This window comes from Methylotenera versatilis 301, from assembly GCF_000093025.1.
Taxonomy (GTDB): Bacteria; Pseudomonadota; Gammaproteobacteria; order Burkholderiales; family Methylophilaceae; genus Methylotenera; species Methylotenera versatilis.
The window spans coordinates 2,866,408-2,887,743 of record NC_014207.1; the positions used below are offsets into that span (position 1 = coordinate 2,866,408).

The window sequence follows — 21,336 nt, forward strand, 5'->3', positions numbered from 1 at the left end:
CCTCCACCAGCACCAATCCTAATTTGCAAAGACCTGCTACCCGACCCTAGTATGGAACTGTTCAAATCAAGCTGAGTAAATGGCACTGAAGCCGCGGGGGGCTAGCTAAAACCGTGCCGAGGTTTGTAAAAACGATGGTCGCTGAAGCGTTCGAAGCCACAATAATACTTGCAGATGAACCTTCACTGGCTGTTCGAGTTTCCAAAATACCTCCTATTAAATCTGGACACTGAGCGGCTGCAACACAACTCACCGTCCAAGCAGAGTTTGCACCTAGCGTAAACTGCACCTGAACATTACGCTTTAACGCCTCAACACGCGCCTTTTGTAGACCAGTTTGTATAGACTCAGCTGCATTACGAATACGTGTATTTTCTATCCAGTCGCGATAGCTAGGCAATGCAAGTGCGGCTAAAATACCCATTACCGAAACCGCCACCATCAGCTCTATTAAAGTAAAACCTGATTGGCATCGACTAAAGCTGCTTATGTGTTTTTTTGTTAACACTAGCATGACCCGCCTTTTTTAGTTAGCCAGCATGTACCACCAGCTGTTCCATCGAAGGTTGAAGTTTTGGCGTTTTGTTCGTTTATGTCGAATGCAAAACTAGTCATGCCCTGCGCTGCAATACCAGTTGCTGTCAAAGTGTAAGACTGCGGAGTTGGCAGTGCACAAGTATATGTGAAATACCGTGCTCCAGCCAGCAGTTGTGCTGCGGTTGGGCAAGTATAAAAACGGTTATCCTGATAAGACTGTTCCATGCGTATTCTAAAGTTTGCTAACATTGAAGTTGCTTCAGCCGCCTTACCACGCTTTATGTAATCAGTGTAATTAGGCAAAGCTATCGCTGCTAAAATACCGATAATAGCTACCACTACCATCACTTCTATTAAAGTAAAGCCTTTGGGGCGTGAATTGACTTTAATACTATTTTTTGAGCTATTGTGCTGAAACTTTACTAAGGCAACCATCGCATTTCCCCTTTTTACGTGACTACATCATGCATGGTCTAATTATCAATGTCTAGCCATAGCCGATAATCGGCATCACGAGAGGGATGAGCGGCACTTATTTTGGTTATTACAGCGTAATGGGCAATTGGAACTTCAATCAAAAGAACAACAACACAAAATATGACTTAGCGAACCTTTATGTTAGAATTTACTTACAATTAGATCAGCCATATCATTAAGAGTAATGAAAAAAAATATTATCTATATACTATTGCTTCTATCTCTAAGCTTTGCACTATGCGGTTGCGGCACTAAAGGACCTTTGTATATTCCTGAAAAAGAATATCCACAGTCGACGCCAGATAAATAAGTAAGCATTTTACTCCCTAATTCAATCTAAATTGACAAGCCATCCTGTGAACTCTTTTACACTTAAAAACAATACATTTCACGTTGAAAACATAGCACTTACTAGCATTGCGGATGAATTCAATACACCTTGCTATGTTTATTCAAAGTCTGCGCTGACTCAGGCTTTTGAGAGCTTTAGCGCGGGCTTTAAAGACTGCGATCATTTAGTGTGTTTTGCGGTAAAGGCTAACCCGAGCCTAGCGATTTTGAATCTATTTGCTAAGCTTGGCGCTGGTTTTGATATTGTTTCTGGTGGAGAGCTAGCGCGTGTTTTAGCCGCGGGTGGTGATCCTAAAAAGATTGTATTTTCCGGCGTAGGGAAAACTGAAGCTGAGATGCAAGCAGCGCTTAATGCTGACATTTTTTGCTTTAATGTTGAGTCTGCCAGCGAGCTGCAGCGTCTAAACGATGTCGCCAGCTTTATGGGTAAAGTCGCACCAATATCTTTACGTGTGAATCCTAACGTGGATGCCAAGACACACCCTTATATCTCTACTGGTTTAAAAAATAATAAATTTGGTGTGGCTTATGAGGATGCATTAGACATTTATTTGCAAGCCGCCAAAATGAGTAACATCGCTATTCACGGTGTGGATTGCCACATAGGTTCACAAATTACCGAGTTATCGCCATTTTTAGACGCTTTTGACCGTGTATTAGCACTAGTTGATGCCTTGGCGGAAAACGGCATTGTCATTCAGCACATAGACGCTGGTGGAGGCATTGGTATTTGTTATAGTGATGAAACGCCTCCTGAGTTCACTGTTTTTGCCACGGCCATGCGCGCCAAGCTTGGTAGCCGTAACGTCAAACTAGTCTTTGAACCTGGCCGCGCGTTAGTAGGTAATGCAGGCGTTTTATTGACTAAAGTTGAATATCTAAAGCATACCGAATCAAAAAACTTCGCAATTGTTGATGCGGCCATGAACGACTTAATGCGCCCAGCCTTATATGATGCCTACCATGACATTAAGGCTGTGCAGCCAAGACAAGATGATACCGAGGCGCTAACTTATGAAATCGTCGGTCCTGTGTGCGAAAGCGGTGATTTTCTAGGCCATGATAGAACGCTTGCACTAGTTGAGGGCGATATACTCGCCATTATGTCTGCTGGCGCTTACGGCATGAGTATGTCTAGCAATTACAACACTAGACCTCGCGCGGCTGAGGTCATGGTAGATGGCGACCAATGCCACTTAATTAGAAAGCGTGAACAGATTGCCGACTTATTTGCACTAGAACAGTGCCTGCCATAAACCAAAACGACTATTTATGTTGCACAAGCTATTCTCTGGGTGTAAATTTATGTTTTGAGGGCATTTAACTCTTAAAACATAAATTTTAAAACAGTTGCTTAGAATAGGGGAAAAGTATGAAAAAAGTTCTTTTAGTTTTATCAGCACTATTTGCATTTAGCGCCATTTCTGCGTACGCAGACGAAGCATTACCTGAGATTGCACCTGTAGATGAAGTGGCAGTTCCACCTCTCGACACTCCAGCTGCAGACGATGGTAAATAGTTAAGTTAGCTGTTTTAAGTCAAAAAAAAAGCGAAGCCAAAATGCTTCGCTTTTTTTATTACTGATTGAACGCTTAATCAAAAATCACAGTTTTATTAGCATATAACAAAATACGATTTTCAATATGCCAGCGCACAGCTTTGGATAGCACAATGCGCTCTAAATCACGGCCTTTTTGAATCAAGTCTTCTACTTGGTCGCGGTGCGAAATACGGTCAATATCCTGCTCAATAATCGGGCCTTCATCTAACACTTCAGTCACATAATGGCCCGTTGCGCCTATCAACTTAACACCGCGCTCAAATGCACGATGATAAGGTCGCGCACCGATAAAGGCGGGTAAGAATGAATGGTGAATGTTAATAATTTGCTTAGGATAACGCGCCACAAAATCTGGCGACAAGATTTGCATATAACGTGCTAACACGATTAAATCAATATCATACTGATCAAACAAAGCAAATTGCCGCGCTTCTGCTTCTGGCTTATTGTCTTTTTTAACTTCAATATAGTGGAAGTCAACGCCGTAAAATTTAGCTAATGCTTCGGTATCTTTATGATTACTAATAATCAACGGAATATCACACACCAACTCACCGTTTTTATGGCGATGCAACAAATCAGCTAAACAGTGGTCATACTGCGACACCATAATAGCAACACGTAGTGGTTTTTGTGAGAGCTTTAACTGCCACTCCATGCTGAACCGTTTTGCAATCTCGGCGAAATGCTGCTCGAAGTCAGCTGGCAAAAGGTTAAAACCTGCCAAATCCCACTCAACGCGCATTAAAAAGAGATTGTTTTCAGCATCTTGGTGCTGATCAGCATGCAAAATATTGGCATTATGCTGGTATAAAAAATCAGCAATGGCTGCGACAATACCTTTGCTATCCGGGCAGGTAATTAATAGTGTTGCCGTATTTTTAGCGGCAGTGGTTTTTACAGCAATATTATTCATATTTTAAGCATGCTTGAATTTTAAGCGCACCCTTATTTAGGTTAATATGTGCATTATACCTTAAGTGAATTTAATGATTAAAAAGTGTGTATGACAGATATCGATTCAAACAAGCAAAATCCGACAGAAATTGTATTAGCAAACCCTCGCGGCTTCTGCGCTGGGGTTGATCGCGCGATTATTATTGTGGAGCAAGCGCTCGAGAAATTTGGTGCGCCTATTTATGTCCGTCATGAAGTTGTGCATAACAAATTTGTGGTGGATGAGCTTCGCAGCAAAGGCGCAGTGTTTGTTGAAGAGTTGGATGAAATACCTGCTGGCAGCACAGTGATTTTCAGTGCACACGGCGTTTCAAAAGCCGTTCGTGCCGAAGCTGAGTCACGCGGTTTAAGTGCTTTTGATGCCACCTGTCCACTTGTGACTAAAGTGCATATTGAAGTCGCTAAAATGCGAGCTGCAAATATGGAAATTGTCATGATTGGTCATAAGGGTCACCCTGAAGTAGAAGGGACAATGGGGCAAGTAGAAGGAAGCGCGGGCATTTATTTAGTAGAAACGCCCGAAGACGTAGCAACATTATCTGTAAAGAATCCATCAAAATTAGCCTATGTGACACAGACTACGCTTTCTATTGACGATGCCTCAATGGTAATTAACGCACTAAAAGCTAAATTTCCAGAAATTAATGCGCCAAAAAGTGATGACATTTGTTATGCCACACAGAACCGTCAAGATGCCGTAAAAATAATGGCAAAGGATTGTGATTTAGTGATTATTGTTGGCTCGCCTAACAGCTCTAACTCAAACCGCTTGCGCGAAGTGGCTGAAAACCAAGGGGTGGAAGCCTATATGATAGATAACGCCAGCTACTTAAAAGCAGAATGGCTTGCAGGAAAGAGGAAAATTGGCGTTTCAGCTGGCGCGTCAGCACCAGAAGTATTAGTCAACGAAGTGATTACTAAATTGCAGCAACTAGGCGCTAGTAATGTGCAAGAATTACATGGTGTGATTGAAAGTGTTGTATTCCAATTACCTAAAAATTTAACGCAAGCTCAGAAAACGCAATAACAAGCTTACGCAATCATCTTTTTTATTCACTATGTTTAAAACTCCCGTCTCCGCTTTGGTGTTAATTCACACCAAAGACCTGCAAGTTCTGATTATGGAGCGCGCGGATAAAGCAGGATATTGGCAATCTGTCACTGGCAGCTTAGAGCAAGGTGAAATGCCAATACAAGCGGCGATTCGTGAAGTGCAAGAAGAGACTGGCTTAGATGCGACGCAGTATGATTTGCAAGACTGGCATGCCTCCAATATATATGAAATTTATCCGCACTGGCGGCATCGCTATGCGCCAAATGTGACGCACAACACTGAACATTTATTTGGTTTAGAACTTCCTTCACCGTTACCTATCAAACTAGCACCCGACGAGCATTTGCGCTATGAATGGGTCGATTGGCGAGAGGCTGCCAAGCGCGTTTTTTCGTGGACAAATATAGACGCCTTAAGTAAATTAGGTGAACGACACGGCTTAAAGTTGTAAACTATTACTTTGAAGTGAATGACTTAATTAAGTAAAAAACCATGCAAACAGAAACTATTAGCACCGAGAGTAAAAGCATCCCCATTAAATTTGAGCGCTTTCAAGCCAGTGAAGACGCCGATTGTCAGCGCCGCATTATTGCCGCTAAAGAGAAATTGGGTAAGCGCTTGGTGATTCTTGGTCACCATTACCAAAATGAAACCGTCTATCGCCATGCCGACTTCACAGGTGATTCACTTAAATTATCGCGTTATTGCGAAACTTTAGATGCAGAATATATCGTATTTCTAGGCGTACATTTTATGGCTGAAGTGGCTGATATTCTAAGTCGCCCAGACCAAATCGCCATTCTGCCAGACCTTGCAGCAGGCTGCTCTATGGCCGATATGGCAAACCTAGCCAAAGTGGAACGCAGCTATCGCGAACTCAGCAAAGTACTTAATTTTGATGAAACGATTACGCCAGTCACATACATTAATTCAGCCGCAGACTTAAAAGCTTTCTGTGGTGAGCATGGCGGCATTGTTTGCACTAGCACCAATGCGCCGAAAATCTTAGAGTGGAGCTTCAAGCAACGCGAAAAAGTGTTATTTTTCCCTGACCAGAATCTAGGCAGATGGTCTGGCTATAAAATGGGCATTCCGCTAGATGAGATGCCGATCTGGGATCCAGACCAACCGATGGGTGGCTTAACCGAAGAGCAAATCAAAAAAGCAAAAATCTTGCTGTGGAAAGGTCATTGCGCGGTGCATCAAATGTTCCGCCTGCAGAATATTACCAAATTCCGTGCTGAACATCCCGATGGCATTGTGATTTCTCACCCTGAAGCGCCATTTGAAGTGTGTCAGAACTCTGATTACGTTGGCTCGACTGAATATATTCTTAAAACTGTTTCTGAGGCGCCAGCCAATACTAAATGGCTAGTGGGTACTGAATTAAATTTAGTTAATCGATTAGCAGAGCAAATGAAGCCACAAGGTAAGTTGGTGCAGTTTATGAGCCATGTGGTGTGCGAATGCTCCACTATGGCAAGAATAGACCCGCAACACTTGGCTTGGGTGCTAGAAAACTTGGTAGATGGCAATGTAGTGAATCAAATCAAAGTGCCAGCGCATGAAGCTAAATTAGCAAAATTGACTTTAGATAGAATGTTAGCGGCGTCTTAATGGCTGAAATGACCACATGCGCATTATGCGTACCTACGCCGCACGTTACACTCTGGCAAGATAATTTCTGCCGTGTGGTGTTGCTGAATGATGCAGATTATCCAGCCTATTGTCGCGTAGACTTAATCGAACACATCAAAGAAATGACTGATTTAGCGCCACTGCAGCGTGCGCGCATGATGAAGACAGTGTTTGCAGTAGAAACTGCGCTTAGAGAAATTTTTAACCCGGATAAAATCAATTTAGCCAGCTTGGGGAATAAAACCCCACATATACATTGGCATGTGATTCCGCGCTTTGAAAATGACAAACATTTTCCAAATTCGCATTGGGGCGACGCTATGCGTGATGGTAAGGCTGTTGCGCTCGATGACTGCGCCATTAAGAAGCTGAGCGAGAAAGTAAGCTCACTAGTCGAATGTGCGTTGGATTCAGCCACAACTTAAAGACTAAATAGCAAGACGTTCCACCACTTTGCCATTGATTAGATGGCTCTCAATAATCTCGTCTATGTCTTCATTATCAACAAAGGTATACCAGATCGCTTGTGGGTAAATCACCAATAACGGCCCTTCTCCACAGCGATCTAAACAACCAGCGCGATTAATACGCACTTTTCCCTCACCACTTAAACCCAACTTTTTAACGCGCGACTTCATATGGTCAAATGCGGCTTCTGCACCTTTATCCATGCAACAGGCTGTACCGTCAGCGCGCTGATTGAGGCAGAAAAAAACGTGGTGTTCAAAATAATTGGTCATAAGTTTCACATTAAATTCAAATTACATATTTACGCAAGGCATTTGAGCGCAGACAGTACACCAAGTACGGCAAGCGAAAATAACGCCGCAGAAATGCGGAAGATAATGGCGCTATTCGGTGGCGAGGCTATCTTCTTTAGTAAACGTCCAAGTACGCGTAATACTCAAAATATCCACTTCATTGTGCATATCATCTGGAAATCTAGAATAAGGGGCAGCGAGCTCTACAATATGTTTGGCTGCTTCATCCAACACCTTATGCCCTGAGCTGCGATTTATTTCAATTGACTCAATCGAGCCATCGGCTTTAATCGATACCGTCAATTGCAATTGACCGTACATTTTCAGATTTTTAGCAGCTTCTGGATAATTGAGATTACCTACTTTTTCTACTTTTTGACGCCAAGATTCCACGTATAGTGCATCTCTGTATTTTTGCGCTCTTGCTCCTATAAATTTACGTTTAGGGCGCTTTTGATAGTCATCTTGCTGTTTCGCAATCAGCGCTTCTAACCTATCCATTTCTAAGGCTGCGGCGGTTAAATCACTCATATTTAGTTTTTTATTTGGGTTTTCTTGGTTACCCATATCAGCTTCTTTAGCTGCGGCTTTTTGTACTGGCGCAGATTCAATTTTATTCGTCGATTGCAATTGCGTCATTAACTCTTGCGCTTGCTTCTCTAAATCCGCCACATGCTTTTGCTCTTTGGTTTCTTCCGCGGTCATCTTTGCAGCTTTTTTACCAGACTTCACTTCAGCCATCGGCTTCAATGTGAACTCGGATTTTTGCTGCTTGATAGCGGGTAATGCAGATTTCATTTTGCGGTTCTGGTCAGTATTGCCACCGCGATCCAAATCGGCTTGTGCCAGCACATCAGCTTTATCTGGCTTAGTGAGCGTTTTAGCATTGACCAGCATCACTTCTAATGTAGGTAACTTGTCTTTAAATTTTTTAAGTTCAGGTTCGAAGTGAATGCTTAATATGACTGCGTGCACCAATATAGAAATCCAAATAGCCATAGCCATCACACTCATCGTTTGCACCTTAACGATAAGTGAATCAACCATGCCCGCTTGCTTTTTCTTAATGGGTTGAGCCAAGTTCTAATCTACCAAAATCTACAATTTGCGAAATCTATAATATGAATAGCTTACTTGATAGCATCTAATATTTTCTGATGCACGCCACCAAAGCCGCCATTGCTCATCACCAACACATAATCGCCCGGTTTTGCAGCCTTAGCAATGGCTGCTACCATTGTATTCAAATCCTCATATACCGAGGCTTTATCTTTTATAGTCGATAAGGCTTCTGCTGCATCCCAACCAAGATTTGCGCCATAACAAAATACTAAGTCGGCCTCTTTCAAACTGGCAGGTAATGCATTCTTCATCACGCCCAACTTCATCGTATTAGAACGCGGCTCTAATACTGCCAATATCCGGGCTTTGCCCACCTTACTACGCAATCCTGCCACCGTTGTATCAATGGCAGTCGGGTGATGTGCAAAATCATCATAAACGGTAATGTCGTTCACCACGCCTTTGATTTCCATACGGCGTTTTACATTTTTAAACTCACTTAAAGCTTCAATCGCAATACAAGGTGCAACGCCTACATGGCGGGCGGCGGCAATCACAGCAAGTGCATTCATACGATTATGCTCGCCGAGTATATCCCAGCTTAAGTTACCCTGACGCTCACCTTTAAAGACCACATCAAAACGACCTTGTGCATCGACATTTTGCACCTCCCAACCGTCAGCAGAACCAAAGTATTCCAAGTTGCTCCAGCAGCCTTTATCAATCACGCGCTGCAAGCTCGCTTGCTTGTTGCTCACCACCAAACCTTGTTGCGGAACAGTGCGCACCAAATGATGGAATTGCTTTTCAATCGCAGCTAAATCATCAAAAATATCAGCGTGGTCAAATTCAAGGTTATTCAGCACCGCTGTACGTGGGCGGTAATGGACAAATTTAGAACGTTTATCGAAGAAAGCCGTATCGTACTCATCGGCTTCTATCACAAAAAATGGGGAAATGCTTTTAGCGTCCTGTTTCGGAGTTTGAGGCAAACGCGCGGAAACGCCAAAGTTCTCAGGCACGCCACCTATCAAAAAGCCTGGTGCTAAACCCGCATATTCCAGCACCCAAGCCAACATAGAGCTTGTCGTTGTTTTGCCATGCGTACCTGCAACCGCAAGCACCCACTTACCTTGTAGTACATTTTCAGCCAACCACTGGGGCCCTGAGATGTAAGGTAAGCCTTGGTTTAAAATCTCCTCCATTAATGGATTGCCGCGTGAAACCACATTACCAATCACATAAATATCAGGATTAAGCTTGGTTTGCTCAGGCGAAAAACCTTCAATCAGCTCAATGCCTTGCGCTTCAAGCTGCGTGCTCATTGGAGGGTAAACATTAGCATCACAACCCGTGACGCGATGCCCCTCTTGCTTTGCCAGCACCGCAATGCCTCCCATGAATGTACCGCAAATACCTAAAATGTGAATGTGCATATTATTTATTTTCTTAACTCAAATTCGGCGCCAGCCAGCGCTCTAAATAGTCTTTAGGCAGATTTCTGCGTTTTGCCATATCTTCTAATTGATCCGTACCAATTTTATCTACGCTAAAATATTTGGCTTCTTTGTGGGCAAAATAGAAGCCTGAAACCGCAGCAGCGGGCTGCATAGCGAATGATTCAGTGAGCTTCATGCTGATTTCATCGCATTGCAACAGGTTGAACATATCAGGTTTTACCGTATGATCTGGGCAAGCAGGATAACCTGGCGCAGGTCTGATGCCTTGGTATTGCTCTTTAATGAGCGCATCAACACTTAACTTTTCATCGGCTGCATAACCCCAAAAATCCGTACGAATACGTTCGTGCATATACTCAGCGAAAGCTTCGGCTAACCTATCCGCTAAGGATTTGAACATAATGCCGCTATAGTCATCTTGCGCATCAATGAAGCGTTTTTCGATTTTCTCAATACCTAAACCTGCGGTGACAGCAAATAAACCGACATAGTCTGCAACGCCTTTAGGCGCAACAAAATCGCTTAAGCATTGGTTAGGGCGCGGTACGCCATCAATCACTGGTTTTACACTTTGCTGGCGCATGCCGTAATAGGTAAACGCCACTTGGCTGCGTGTTTCATCCGTATAGATTTCAATATCATCGTCATTCACGGTATTTGCTGGCTGCAAAGCAATGACACCATTGGCGCTTAACCAACGGCCGTCGATGATTTTTTTCAGCATATCTTGCGCTTCGGCAAACACTTTAGAGGCGGCTTCGCCGACTACGTGATCGCTCAAAATCGCGGGATAAGCACCTGCTAAATCCCAAGTTTGGAAAAAAGGAGCCCAATCGATGTATTTGGCAATTAAGCTTAAATCAATGTTTTTAAATACGCGGCGACCGATAAACTTTGGTTTTACTGGAGCAAACTCACCCGCAAAACTCAAAGCCATTTTGTTTTTACGTGCATCTGCTAGCGTGAGTAACGGCACGCCTTTTTTGTTAGCATGTTGAGTGCGTGCTTTTTCGTAATCTGCTTGAATCTCGGCTAAATAAGCGCCGCGCGTTTCTGGCGTGAGCAGGTTTTGCATCACAGAAACTGAGCGCGAAGCATCTGGCACATACACAATCGGGCCATCGTAATGTGGCGCGATTTTTACCGCAGTGTGCGCACGTGAAGTAGTAGCGCCACCAATTAACAGCGGCATTTTCATGTCTTTAAAATATGGATCACGCTGCATTTCTTTAGCGATGTGCGTCATTTCTTCTAGGCTTGGAGTAATCAAACCGCTCAAGCCAATAATGTCGGCATTCTCGGCTTTTGCCATGGCTAAAATCTCGGCGGCTGGCACCATCACGCCCATATTGACCACTTCAAAGTTATTGCATTGCAATACTACGGAAACGATGTTTTTGCCAATATCGTGCACATCACCTTTCACGGTGGCGATGACCATTTTGCCTTTAGGCTTAGCGACAATACCTGTGCGTTTTTCATCGGCAGCTTTCTCAGCTTCAATATACGGTATTAAATGCGCTACGGCTTGCTTCATGACGCGGGCGGATTTCACCACTTGCGGCAAAAACATCTTACCTTGCCCAAATAGATCGCCCACCACGTTCATACCAGACATGAGCGGACCTTCGATGACGTGAATTGGTCGGCCACCATTCGCTTCAACAGCAGCCCGCGCTTCTTCAGTATCTTCTACAATAAATTCAGTAATACCATGCACCATGGCATAGCTGAGGCGTTTTTCAACTGGCACTGGCGCCTCTGGCGTACCGCGCCACTCAAGTGTTGCGGCTTCTTTTTTGCCGCCAGCAACCAATGATCCTGCAATTTCAATGAGGCGTTCTGTTGGCGCAAGTAGATTATCGGGATCGGTAATGCGGTTTAACACCACATCTTCTACGCGCTCTTTTAATTCGGGGGCAAGGTCGTCATACACGCCCATCATGCCCGCATTGACAATACCCATGGTCATGCCTGCTTTAATGGCATGGTATAAAAACACCGTATGTATCGCTTCACGCGCGGGGTCGTTGCCGCGGAAGCTGAAGCTTACATTTGAAACGCCGCCTGAAATCTTGGCATGTGGCAGGTTTTGCTTAATCCAACGCGTCGCCTCAATAAAATCTACCGCGTAGTTGTTATGCTCTTCAATACCCGTGGCAATGGCGAAAATATTCGGGTCAAAAATAATATCTTCTGGCGGAAAATCCATGCCAACTAATAAATCATAAGCGCGTTTACAGATTTCAATCTTACGCGCGTAGGTATCGGCTTGGCCTTTTTCATCAAACGCCATCACAATCACAGCTGCGCCATAACGACGGCATAGCTTAGCTTGGCGTAGGAATTCCGCTTCGCCTTCTTTCATCGAGATTGAATTTACAATCGATTTACCTTGCACGCACTTTAAGCCGGCCTCAATCACTGACCATTTGCTTGAGTCAATCATAATTGGCACGCGCGCAATATCAGGCTCGCTGGCAATCAGATTCAAGAAGTGCGTCATGGCTTTAACGGCATCCAGCATGCCTTCATCCATGTTGATGTCGATGACTTGCGCGCCGTTTTCTACCTGCTGACGCGCGACAGAAAGTGCTTCATCGTATTGCTCGTTAATAATCATGCGCGCAAAAGCTTTACTGCCTGTGACGTTGGTACGCTCACCCACGTTAACGAACAAAGAGTTCTCGTCAATTACAAACGGCTCCAAGCCTGCAAGACGTGTGTATTCAGGTATGGTTGGCACTTGGCGCGGTGCAATGTCTTTAATTTCGTTATAGATTGCGTTGATATGCGCTGGCGTAGTGCCGCAACAGCCGCCTGCGATGTTTAAAAAGCCGCTAGTTGCAAATTCTTTCACCAAGCTTGAGGTCACATCTGGCGTTTCATCAAAACCAGTATCAGACATTGGATTGGGTAAGCCTGCATTTGGATAAATGCACACAAAAGTATCTGCAATTTTTGAAAGCTCTTCTACATACGGACGCATTAAAGTGGCGCCCAAGGCGCAATTTAGGCCAATGGTAATTGGTTTTGCATGGCGGACTGAATTCCAAAATGCAGTAACGGTCTGACCTGACAAAATACGACCTGAAGCGTCTGTCACCGTGCCTGAAATCATGACCGGCATTGTATAGCCAACTTCTTCAAAAAATGCATCAATGGCAAACAAAGCGGCTTTGCAATTAAGCGTATCAAAGATGGTTTCGACCATTAAAATATCCGAGCCACCTTCGACCAAAGCGCGCGCTTGCTCTAAGTAAGCGTTTACTAACTGGTCAAAATTTACGTTTCGCGCAGCTGGATCATTCACATCTGGCGAAATACTTGCAGTTTTAGGTGTAGGGCCAAGTGTGCCCGCCACAAAGCGCGGTTTATCTGGTGTGCTGTATTTTTCACACGAAGCTTTAGCAAGCTTGGCGGCTTGCACGTTCATCTCATACACAAGATGCGCCATGTGGTAATCATCTTGTGCCACGCTGGTGGCACCAAAGGTATTTGTTTCAATAATATCGGCACCTGCGGCTAGATATTTTTCGTGAATTTCTTGGATGATATGCGGCTGGGTGAGCGTCAACAGCTCATTATTGCCTTTAACAAACAACTCTCGCTCGCCGGCTGGGGCTTTAAAATCTGCAAATTCCGACCCTCGATAATCGGCTTCTGTCAGCTTGTATTGCTGAATCATAGTCCCCATTGCGCCATCTAAAATTAAGATGCGCTGTTGAAGTAAGCTACGCAGTGTTTGTTCTGTCAGACTTTGTTCTTTTAGAGAGGTAGCAGGCATGTTGATTAATGTTTTCAGCAGTAAGTGTTATCTTAGGCGGATATTTTACCACGCTAATCCTTGCCGCTGGCGATGCTGGCAAAGAGATGACGTCAATCTTTACGTACTGCCGCAGTAAGCGTAACTAGGCGCGAAACAATCAGTGCCATATACATTAAGCCGACAAACATCTGAAACGTACCGATGACTTTTGCAATGGGATGTACCAGTGAAATGTCGCCATAACCTGTACTTGATAATATTGAAAAGCTCAGAAATATAAGCTCCACCCATGAGCGCGGCTGGTCTGGGTTCAATGTGCCAGTGATACTACCGGGGTAAAGCTGTTGGCATACCGAATAAGCGAGCGCGAAGCCCCAAGCGAGAACGGTGAACGTATTGGCTGCTGCGAACAGCTCATCTCGTGTAAGCACGTTGTCGTTAAACATATACATCACCAAGCCAACTGCCGTATAAAAATACATCGCGCTTTCAAAAACTTGTGCCCATAGCAGATACTGCGCATTTTCTGTTGTAACGTAGGTGATTGTTAATACCACCGCAGGCAAAGCGAGCATCCACGCCGCCCAATTAAACAAAGGACTACGATTCACCACCCAAACAGCCAAGGCCAGCGCAGCTACATTAAAACAGCTAAATATTGCCTGATGAAACTTTGTGACTTCCAACATCGGATGAATAATCAAGCTGAGCACTTGCACCAACAAAAGCCATGCAGATGGGTACTTTGCCATTTTCTGTATTGTGGCTTGCAAATTCATAAACTGCATCTTTAAACTGCTTTATCGTATTTGCGATATTGCACGGCTTCTGCAATATGTACAGATTTAATCGCATCGTCCCCTGCCAAATCGGCGATGGTACGGGCAACTTTTAAAATGCGGTGGTAAGCACGTGCAGATAAGCTCAATCGGCTAATGGCTTGTTTCAGCAACTGCATTCCAGCTTCATCGGTCACGCAATATTGCTCAATTTCTTTGGTGCCGAGTAAATTATTCGGCTTAGCTTGTCGACTTAGCTGTTTTTCTCTAGCGCATTCCACCCTTAATCTTATCGATTGTGAGTGTTCACTTACGCTCGCCTTTGTTAGTTCATCTTCGCTAAGCGCAGGCACTTCAATATGGATATCAATTCGGTCTAGCAGCGGCCCGGAAATTTTAGCTTTATAACGTGAAACTTGGTCAGGCGTACAACGACATTTATTATTGTGATGCCCTAAATAACCACAGGGGCATGGATTCATGGCCGCAATTAATTGAAAGCTTGCTGGAAAATCTGCTTGTCTAGCAGCACGTGAAATCGTGATGCGACCGCTTTCTAATGGCTCGCGCAGCACCTCAAGTACTTTACGGTCAAATTCTGGCAGTTCATCTAAAAATAAAACGCCATGATGCGCCAAGCTAATTTCACCTGGGCGCGGAATGCCTCCACCGCCCACCAGCGCTACCGCTGAGGCCGTATGATGGGGTGCTCGATAAGGTCGGCGCTTCCAATTTTCTAGTTTGTAATTACCATTAAGCGATTGTATGGCAGCAGAGTCCAAAGCTTCCGGCTCAGTCATTTCAGGCAATATCCCAACAAAGCGTGATGCCAACATGCTTTTACCTGTGCCGGGTGGACCACTCATAATAACGTTGTGTACAATTAATTGAATTAATCTGTATAGTATCAGCATGCGTAAAGCCTATTCATACATTCGTATGTCCACAAACGTTCAGTTAAAAGGTGACAGTTTACGTCGCCAACTTGATGCATCAGAAGTGTATGCAAAAAATAATGATTTCGAACTTGTTGATTCAATTGACGGAAGACCTTTGAAAGATATTGGGATATCAGGTTACAACGGTATAAATTCACAAAAAGGTGTTCTTTCAGTTTTTCTTGATGCATTAGAAAAAGGCGAAATAGAACCAAATAGCGTCCTCTTAATTGAAAGTTTAGATCGACTTTCACGTGACCGTCTTTCAGATGCATTAACTCAATTCATGGGTATTTTATCTAAGGGTATTGAAATTATTACCTTAACGGATAACCAAAAATATACGAAAGAAATTATAGATAAAAATCCTGGTTCACTCTACATTAGTTTAGGCGTTATGTTCAGAGCAAATGAAGAATCAGAAATTAAATCGAAAAGACTGAAGGCTGCATGGGAAAGTAAACGACAAAATGCAAACACTCAAAAAGTATCAAAATTATGTCCTGCATGGTTAAAGTATTCGGAAAAAACAGAAAATTTTGAGTTAGTAGAAACGAAAGCAAAAATTGTAAAAACTATTTTCGATTTGTGCATTTCTACTTGTGGTTTGTATGGAATTGCTAGGTATTTGAACGAAAATGAAGTGCCTGTATTTGGTAGAGGTAAACTCTGGCATAGGTCATATATAAAAAAAATAATATCCAATAGAGCTACTATAGGCGAATTTCAGTCATTTTCTATGGTTGATAACAAGCGACAACCATTTGGCGATCCAGTAAAAGACTATTTTCCTTCTGTAGTAGACGAGAAAACATTTTATTTAGCAAACTCAGCGATTACCAGAAGAGATGTATCCGAAAAAGGTCGAAAAGGCATATCTTTCTCAAATTTGTTCACAGGTGTAGTTTATTGTGGCGATTGTGGTTTCAAAATGATATTAAGGAATCGGGGTATTAGAGGTGGAAAATCACTGCAATGTGGCAATAAACAAGAAGGTGGCGGATGTAAAACCAGCGATTGGAATTTCAACACTTTCGAAAAAATAATTTTTAATCACTTATTAGAAATAGATTTTAATTCTCTATTAAATAGTGAAGCATCTTATAAAGATTTAACTTACGAAATTGAAGCATTACTAGAAAAACAATCAACTAAAGAAATAGAATCTCAGAATGCCTTAGATATTAGCTTAACCGCTACATTATCAATGGAAAGCAAATCAAGGGTAATTGATAAGTTAAATAGCATTGAGAGTGAAATTTTAGACATTAAAAATCAAATAAAAAAATTAAGAAATGCTTCTGAAGAAGAGAAAGAAAACAAAGAAACTCTGTCTAAAGAAAGTTTAAAACGAATGGTGGAAATACTCCATGAACATTCAGATGATTACTTTTTTAGATCAGCATTGAATCAAATATTAAGACGAACTATTGATCGTATAACTCTCTTCGATCATAAACTTGCTTATCAAGCATGGGATATCGAACAAGATGATCCAGTAGTGAAACAGTATCTAAGGGAGAAACCAAATTTATCGATGCAATTTGAAAAACTCGTAGAAACCAGCAACTTTGAAATTTATTATAAAAACTATTACAAAAGATTAACTATCAAATATAAAACTGGTTCAGTACGACATCTATTGTATGGTACAAATGCATCGTTTCTTTCAAGTAACTTTATAAAGAAAAACTAGTGTGGTAAAAAGTCACCTGTGCGACTTAATGACAATTTTTACGTTCCCACTTATCTTTTAGTTTAGCTTCTTCTTTAGTTTGCCATTGCATGTTGTAAGCCTTATCTTCACCGCCATACGCTAGTGGATCAATATGATCAATCACATATCCCTTACAACCATATCTAACTTTAACTTTACCAGTTGATGGGCAAGGGTTGTGTCGAACAAACTCAGCCTTTTCTTGATAACTCCTAACTTGTCTAGCATCAGAAGTACTACTCACAGTTAGAGACAATAAAAATAATAATAGCCTTATCAATCGTTAACCAAGTTTAGATATTTTCCATCAGGATTGATGATGTAATGAAAATACTCACGTCCTTCTTCCTCAGTTACATCTTCACCTTCCACTTCAATACCTTTTCCGTTGCGTTTGGCAACACCAGCAAGAATATAGTCGAGACACTGCATATCTAAATCAACGTTGTTTTCTTTAAAATAACTCATCATTTGATTATGTTCTTTAATTTGATTGTCATCATAATTATCAATATTTAACTCAAAATTTTCATCCCAGTCATAAAAACTAGTTTGACAGTAATTGACTTGGTTGACTCTAAATTTGTCAATGCTTGTTTAGAAGCGCACCACAGTTTGCGTGCAAAAGTGCACCAGTTTAAGACCTATTTTTAAAGCGATAAGAGTCATTTCCTGTTTCAACAATATCGCAGTGATGCACAAGTCTATCGAGTAATGCTGAAGTCATTTTTTCATCTGCAAATAACTTACCCCATTCCGAGAACGCCAAATTAGTCGTTATGATGATACTGGTCTGCTCATGCAATTGACTGATGAGATGAAACAGCAAGGCACCACCTTTTTGGCTGAAGGGTAAATAGCCCAGCTCATCTAAAATCACCAAATCATATTTTGCGAGTTGTTGCGCTAGTTTATGTTTTTGCTGATCTTTGTCTAACTCTAACTGATTGACTAAATCCAGCACGTTGTAGAAACGCACTCTAGCACCCTTAGTTGCTGCATCCACCCCAATTGCACTGGCTAAGTGGGTTTTACCTGTCCCTGGACCACCCACAAAGATGATATTGCGCTTTTGTTTGATATAGTCACCATCAAGCAGCAACTCAATACTGGGTTGATGCACAGGAGACTGTTCAAACTTAAATGTCGTGAGTGATTTATGTTGTGGGAACTTGGCTTGCGTAATGCGATATTGCACACTGCGACGCTGACGATCCGTTAACTCTGTTTGTAATAATCGGCCAATAATGTCTGGTGTTGATCGTTTGCGTGCAATCCCATCAGTCACGATTTCATCCCAAGCTTCTGCCATGGCGCCTAGCTTCAACTCTGCCAGCAAAGCAATACACTCATGCCGCTGCATACTGCGCTCCTAAGCTAAGTAAGCTGTCATAACGGGATAGCTGCGCTTGTGGTGGTATGCGCAGCGGTACATCGTAGCTGATGATTGTGGGAATCACCGGTTCGGTAAGGCGATGAATAATGTTGAGCACGGCTTCAACCGTCGGCATTTCATTCTCTAATGCAATGGCAGCTGCTTTGACGCCTATTTCCTCGCCATAATCAGCAATCAAACTAAGTAGCTTCACCATGGCACGATCACCCTTGGGTTGTTTGAGCAAGTGACTTTGCAGTGTTTTAACGGGTTGCGGCAAAGGCTAGTGTAAGAATGGCTCGCCATTACGTAACGCCCCTGGTTTGCGCTCAAGTGCTGAGAGATAATGCCAAGGATTATAAGTCGTTTGTTGTTTATCAAAGCTGCGAGGATGTTTAGCCACTTCACGCCCTTCAGCAATCACTTTTATTTCGGTTGCGCTAATATGTAGCTCCACGTTACGCAGAGTGTAATTGCAAGGCACACTGTATCTATGTGCATCAAAGCTGACCAGTGACAGCGAGTTAACCCGCACCCATTCAACACGGTAGCCCTGATATTGCGTACATGGAACGAGTACGCGTTGCTCTTGTACAAAGCGTATTGCAACCGTTACCGTCTTATCTTCTGGATGCGATGCTGAGAGAATACGGTCTTGGCATTGTTGCAATAAAAACGTATTAAACTCTTGCCATGTGGCAAAGGCTAACATTGGCTCAAATACTTGCTTTCGCAAGGTGCGCACTTGCCGCTCAATTTGACCTTTCTCCCAGCCGGATGCAGGTGTACAGGCTACGGGTTCAATCATGTAGTGATTCATGAGCGCTAAAAACTGTGCATTAAATTCACGCTCCTTGCCAACACCGATGCTTTTAACAGCCGTCTTCATGTTGTCGTAAATGCCGCGCTTCGTGACGCCACCAAAGTAAGTAAATGCGTGATTATGGGCGTCGATGAGCATTTCCATTCTTTGATTGGGGTAAGCGCGCACAAAGAAGGCTCTGCTGTGACACAAGCGGAAGTGTGCAACTTGAGCTTTATGCACGACGCCAGCAATCTTGACGGCTTCCGTACTCCAGTCAAACTGATAAGCATCACCTATCGGGAAATGCTGAGGGATGAAGGTGACGGATGACGCATTACTTTGATCAGCAAATTGCCGTATATAAGCCGATACAGCGCTGTAGCTACCTAGGTAACCACAAGATTGAAGCCATTCATAATGACGACACGCAGTCATGCGTTTATTCTTAGGTTGTGTTTGTGCTTCTAACAGGCGTTGGTCGAGTTGAGTTAAAAAGTCTCCTAGCATCGGATAGCGCTTAGCAGGTTTCTGGTAAACAGGAATCTGCGTTTGTTCGATGTGCTTTTTAACCGTTCTACGATTGATGTTGAGTTTTAATGCGATGGCACGAATTGAAAGCGACTCTTTGTGATAAAGGCGCCTTATCTTGGCTATGGTTTCCATACAGATCATCCTAGGTGAGCCTCGCAAAATTGCGAGAGTTTAACAACTCCTAGGGTGGTGCACTTCTACACGCAAATCCCTAAGAGATCTGGTGCATTTTTGCACTGAAATTTACACTTTAGTTAGTAGCCGTCTAAAAAAAGAAAACTAGTTCGCTGCTTTTATAACAGAATAATACAACTTGGTAATTGCGCGAATGCATACACAAATGCCTGGAATAATTGTACACAACATTATCACACTATGCCCTCCAGCAGCAGCAATTTCTAGTGCGCGCTTAGACATGCTTTGTGCTTTTACATCGCTAAAATCTGGGTAATCCACTTCATGCACAAAGTCAGCTGATTGCAATTGCGTTAATGCCGTATGCCCACTTAAATGCGCACATACCTCCAATAAGGAATTCGCAGGGTAAATAATGGCTTCTTTAACCAGCGCCGCTTCGGCTGCACTATTTTGAGGCAAAATAAATGCACGCTTTTGTGGCATGCCTCCATTTTGAACATGGCTGTTATTTTGAGGCACATTTGCATCGCGCATCATGCTTGATGTCATCGCCAGCGCACCACGAATCGGCCGCAATTCACCTGTTAATGCAAGCTCGCCTGCGAACTCGTAACGAGATAATGGCTCGGTTGGTATTTGCCCACTTGCAGCCAATATGCCTAGAGCAATAGGCAAATCATAACGCCCACTCTCTTTTGGCAAATCCGCAGGCGCTAAATTTACGGTGATGCGTCGTGCTGGAAACTCAAATTGGGCGGTCTGCAAAGCGGCTCTTACGCGGTCTTTACTCTCTTTTACTTCAGCCTCAGGCAAACCTACAATTGTAAAACTTGGTAAACCATTCGCCAAGTGCACCTCAACTACCACTTCAGGCGCATCCATGCCATTTAACGCACGGCTATATAAAACCGCTAAACTCATTGCTGATGCTTTTGCAGCGACTCTAGCTCAGCCAACTTCACTTCTAACTGATTGAGCTTTTCACGCGTATTGCGCAGCACCTCTGCTTGCACATCAAACTCCTCGCGAGAAACTAGCTCCATTTTGGTGAGCATGCCCTTTAATAGTGCATGAATATTCTTTTCCGCATCACCTAAGGGCGAGTCGTTCACTATCCCTTTGATTTTACTTGATATTTCATTTAATTTATCTGTGTTAAACATAGCATACTCTTCTCATTTCTTAATATTACGTCCAGTTTATCAGGTTTTATTGTGCAAAGACAAAAGCATATTTTAAATCAAAATATGCTTATCTAATTGATTACAATGAAATTTAATGTTGGCACGTGCTTTGCTTATGTTCTGCATAAGTATTTTTTTACTTAGAGTTTGATATGGCTGCATTTTTGCCATTTCTAGCTCACAATGCAACAAGAAGTATCAACACTTTTTGTTGCATGACTTCACTCAACTAGGAGGCATAT

The 21,336-nt window shown here is 42.9% G+C and carries 20 protein-coding genes and 3 pseudogenes; 8 read left to right on the plus strand and 15 right to left on the minus strand.

What is annotated here, in order from left to right; all coding sequences use genetic code 11:
- Window positions 1-61: 61 nt before the first annotated feature.
- Both M301_RS13195 and M301_RS13200 read right to left on the minus strand, forming a co-directional pair.
- Window positions 62-514 (minus strand): GspH/FimT family pseudopilin, encoded by a 453-nt coding sequence (locus tag M301_RS13195; protein ID WP_013149284.1) that lies wholly within the window; start codon window positions 512-514, stop codon window positions 62-64.
- A complete protein-coding gene (locus tag M301_RS13200) occupies window positions 508-972 on the minus strand; it encodes a type IV pilin protein (protein WP_013149285.1) in 465 nt (154 codons plus the stop codon). Before M301_RS13200 ends, M301_RS13195 begins: the two co-directional genes overlap by 7 nt.
- Before the next feature lie 226 nt (window positions 973-1,198).
- On the opposite strand from M301_RS13200, the gene lptM reads away from it, so the two are divergent.
- The 3 genes from lptM (at window position 1,199) to M301_RS14625 (ending at window position 2,884) form a co-directional block, all read left to right on the plus strand.
- Window positions 1,199-1,324: an LPS translocon maturation chaperone LptM gene (gene lptM / locus M301_RS14475; RefSeq protein ID WP_081439427.1), complete on the plus strand. Its 126-nt coding sequence runs from the start codon at window positions 1,199-1,201 to the stop codon at window positions 1,322-1,324.
- Between the two features lie 46 nt (window positions 1,325-1,370).
- Window positions 1,371-2,621: a diaminopimelate decarboxylase gene (gene lysA / locus M301_RS13205; protein ID WP_013149286.1), complete on the plus strand. Its 1,251-nt coding sequence runs from the start codon at window positions 1,371-1,373 to the stop codon at window positions 2,619-2,621.
- A gap of 116 nt (window positions 2,622-2,737) precedes the next feature.
- Window positions 2,738-2,884, plus strand: coding sequence for a hypothetical protein (locus M301_RS14625; protein ID WP_013149287.1), 147 nt, complete (start codon window positions 2,738-2,740; stop codon window positions 2,882-2,884).
- Window positions 2,885-2,957: 73 nt separating this feature from the next.
- On the opposite strand, the gene purU is transcribed toward M301_RS14625, so the two are convergent.
- Entirely contained in the window at window positions 2,958-3,842 is an 885-nt protein-coding gene (gene purU / locus M301_RS13210; RefSeq protein WP_013149288.1) for a formyltetrahydrofolate deformylase, read from the minus strand.
- Between the two features lie 90 nt (window positions 3,843-3,932).
- On the opposite strand from purU, the gene ispH reads away from it, so the two are divergent.
- From ispH to M301_RS13230, 4 genes are read left to right on the plus strand one after another with little or no spacing between them, the layout of a single operon-like run.
- Complete coding sequence (gene ispH / locus M301_RS13215; protein WP_013149289.1) at window positions 3,933-4,910, plus strand: 4-hydroxy-3-methylbut-2-enyl diphosphate reductase; 978 nt, start codon at window positions 3,933-3,935, stop codon at window positions 4,908-4,910.
- Window positions 4,911-4,941: 31 nt separating this feature from the next.
- The gene (nudB, locus tag M301_RS13220) at window positions 4,942-5,388 is read left to right on the plus strand and encodes a dihydroneopterin triphosphate diphosphatase (protein ID WP_013149290.1); all 447 of its coding nucleotides are present in this window, start codon (window positions 4,942-4,944) and stop codon (window positions 5,386-5,388) included.
- Between the two features lie 41 nt (window positions 5,389-5,429).
- Entirely contained in the window at window positions 5,430-6,554 is a 1,125-nt protein-coding gene (nadA, locus tag M301_RS13225; RefSeq protein WP_013149291.1) for a quinolinate synthase NadA, read from the plus strand.
- An 8-nt stretch (window positions 6,555-6,562) separates the two neighbouring features.
- Window positions 6,563-7,000: an HIT family protein gene (locus M301_RS13230; protein ID WP_041360234.1), complete on the plus strand. Its 438-nt coding sequence runs from the start codon at window positions 6,563-6,565 to the stop codon at window positions 6,998-7,000.
- A gap of 3 nt (window positions 7,001-7,003) precedes the next feature.
- On the opposite strand, the gene M301_RS13235 is transcribed toward M301_RS13230, so the two are convergent.
- From M301_RS13235 to M301_RS13260, 6 genes and pseudogenes are all read right to left on the minus strand, one after another.
- Window positions 7,004-7,315, minus strand: coding sequence for a (2Fe-2S) ferredoxin domain-containing protein (locus M301_RS13235; RefSeq protein ID WP_013149293.1), 312 nt, complete (start codon window positions 7,313-7,315; stop codon window positions 7,004-7,006).
- A gap of 111 nt (window positions 7,316-7,426) precedes the next feature.
- Window positions 7,427-8,383, minus strand: a complete 957-nt coding sequence (locus M301_RS13240; protein WP_013149294.1) for an energy transducer TonB — start codon at window positions 8,381-8,383, stop codon at window positions 7,427-7,429.
- A gap of 83 nt (window positions 8,384-8,466) precedes the next feature.
- On the minus strand, window positions 8,467-9,834 hold the full coding sequence (gene mpl, locus M301_RS13245; protein ID WP_013149295.1) for a UDP-N-acetylmuramate:L-alanyl-gamma-D-glutamyl-meso-diaminopimelate ligase: 1,368 nt from the start codon (window positions 9,832-9,834) through the stop codon (window positions 8,467-8,469).
- A 13-nt stretch (window positions 9,835-9,847) separates the two neighbouring features.
- Window positions 9,848-13,645, minus strand: coding sequence for a methionine synthase (metH, locus tag M301_RS13250; RefSeq protein ID WP_013149296.1), 3,798 nt, complete (start codon window positions 13,643-13,645; stop codon window positions 9,848-9,850).
- Between the two features lie 92 nt (window positions 13,646-13,737).
- Window positions 13,738-14,415 carry an ion channel gene (locus M301_RS13255; protein WP_013149297.1) on the minus strand — a complete coding sequence of 226 codons (678 nt, stop codon included), beginning with the start codon at window positions 14,413-14,415 and terminating at the stop codon, window positions 13,738-13,740.
- Window positions 14,416-14,417: 2 nt separating this feature from the next.
- A pseudogene (locus M301_RS13260) lies at window positions 14,418-15,284 on the minus strand (YifB family Mg chelatase-like AAA ATPase); the annotation flags it as partial.
- A gap of 34 nt (window positions 15,285-15,318) precedes the next feature.
- Here M301_RS13260 and M301_RS14325 point away from each other — a divergent pair.
- Complete coding sequence (locus M301_RS14325) at window positions 15,319-17,040, plus strand: recombinase family protein (protein WP_013149298.1); 1,722 nt, start codon at window positions 15,319-15,321, stop codon at window positions 17,038-17,040.
- A 25-nt stretch (window positions 17,041-17,065) separates the two neighbouring features.
- Here the strand turns inward: M301_RS14325 and M301_RS13270 are convergent, their stop codons facing one another.
- The 6 genes and pseudogenes from M301_RS13270 to M301_RS13295 form a co-directional block, all read right to left on the minus strand.
- On the minus strand, window positions 17,066-17,305 hold the full coding sequence (locus tag M301_RS13270) for an HNH endonuclease signature motif containing protein (RefSeq protein ID WP_148218608.1): 240 nt from the start codon (window positions 17,303-17,305) through the stop codon (window positions 17,066-17,068).
- Window positions 17,306-17,337: 32 nt separating this feature from the next.
- Complete coding sequence (locus M301_RS13275) at window positions 17,338-17,532, minus strand: hypothetical protein (protein ID WP_013149300.1); 195 nt, start codon at window positions 17,530-17,532, stop codon at window positions 17,338-17,340.
- 166 nt (window positions 17,533-17,698) lie between these two features.
- Window positions 17,699-18,424: an IS21-like element helper ATPase IstB gene (gene istB, locus M301_RS13280; protein ID WP_013146724.1), complete on the minus strand. Its 726-nt coding sequence runs from the start codon at window positions 18,422-18,424 to the stop codon at window positions 17,699-17,701.
- A pseudogene (gene istA / locus M301_RS13285) lies at window positions 18,411-19,913 on the minus strand (IS21 family transposase). The gene istB and the pseudogene istA overlap by 14 nt, the downstream one beginning before the upstream one ends.
- Window positions 19,914-20,054: 141 nt before the next feature.
- Window positions 20,055-20,831: pseudogene (locus tag M301_RS13290) on the minus strand (magnesium chelatase domain-containing protein); the annotation flags it as partial.
- Window positions 20,828-21,073 carry an accessory factor UbiK family protein gene (locus tag M301_RS13295; protein ID WP_013149301.1) on the minus strand — a complete coding sequence of 82 codons (246 nt, stop codon included), beginning with the start codon at window positions 21,071-21,073 and terminating at the stop codon, window positions 20,828-20,830. The pseudogene M301_RS13290 and the gene M301_RS13295, both read right to left, overlap by 4 nt.
- Window positions 21,074-21,336: the final 263 nt, after the last annotated feature.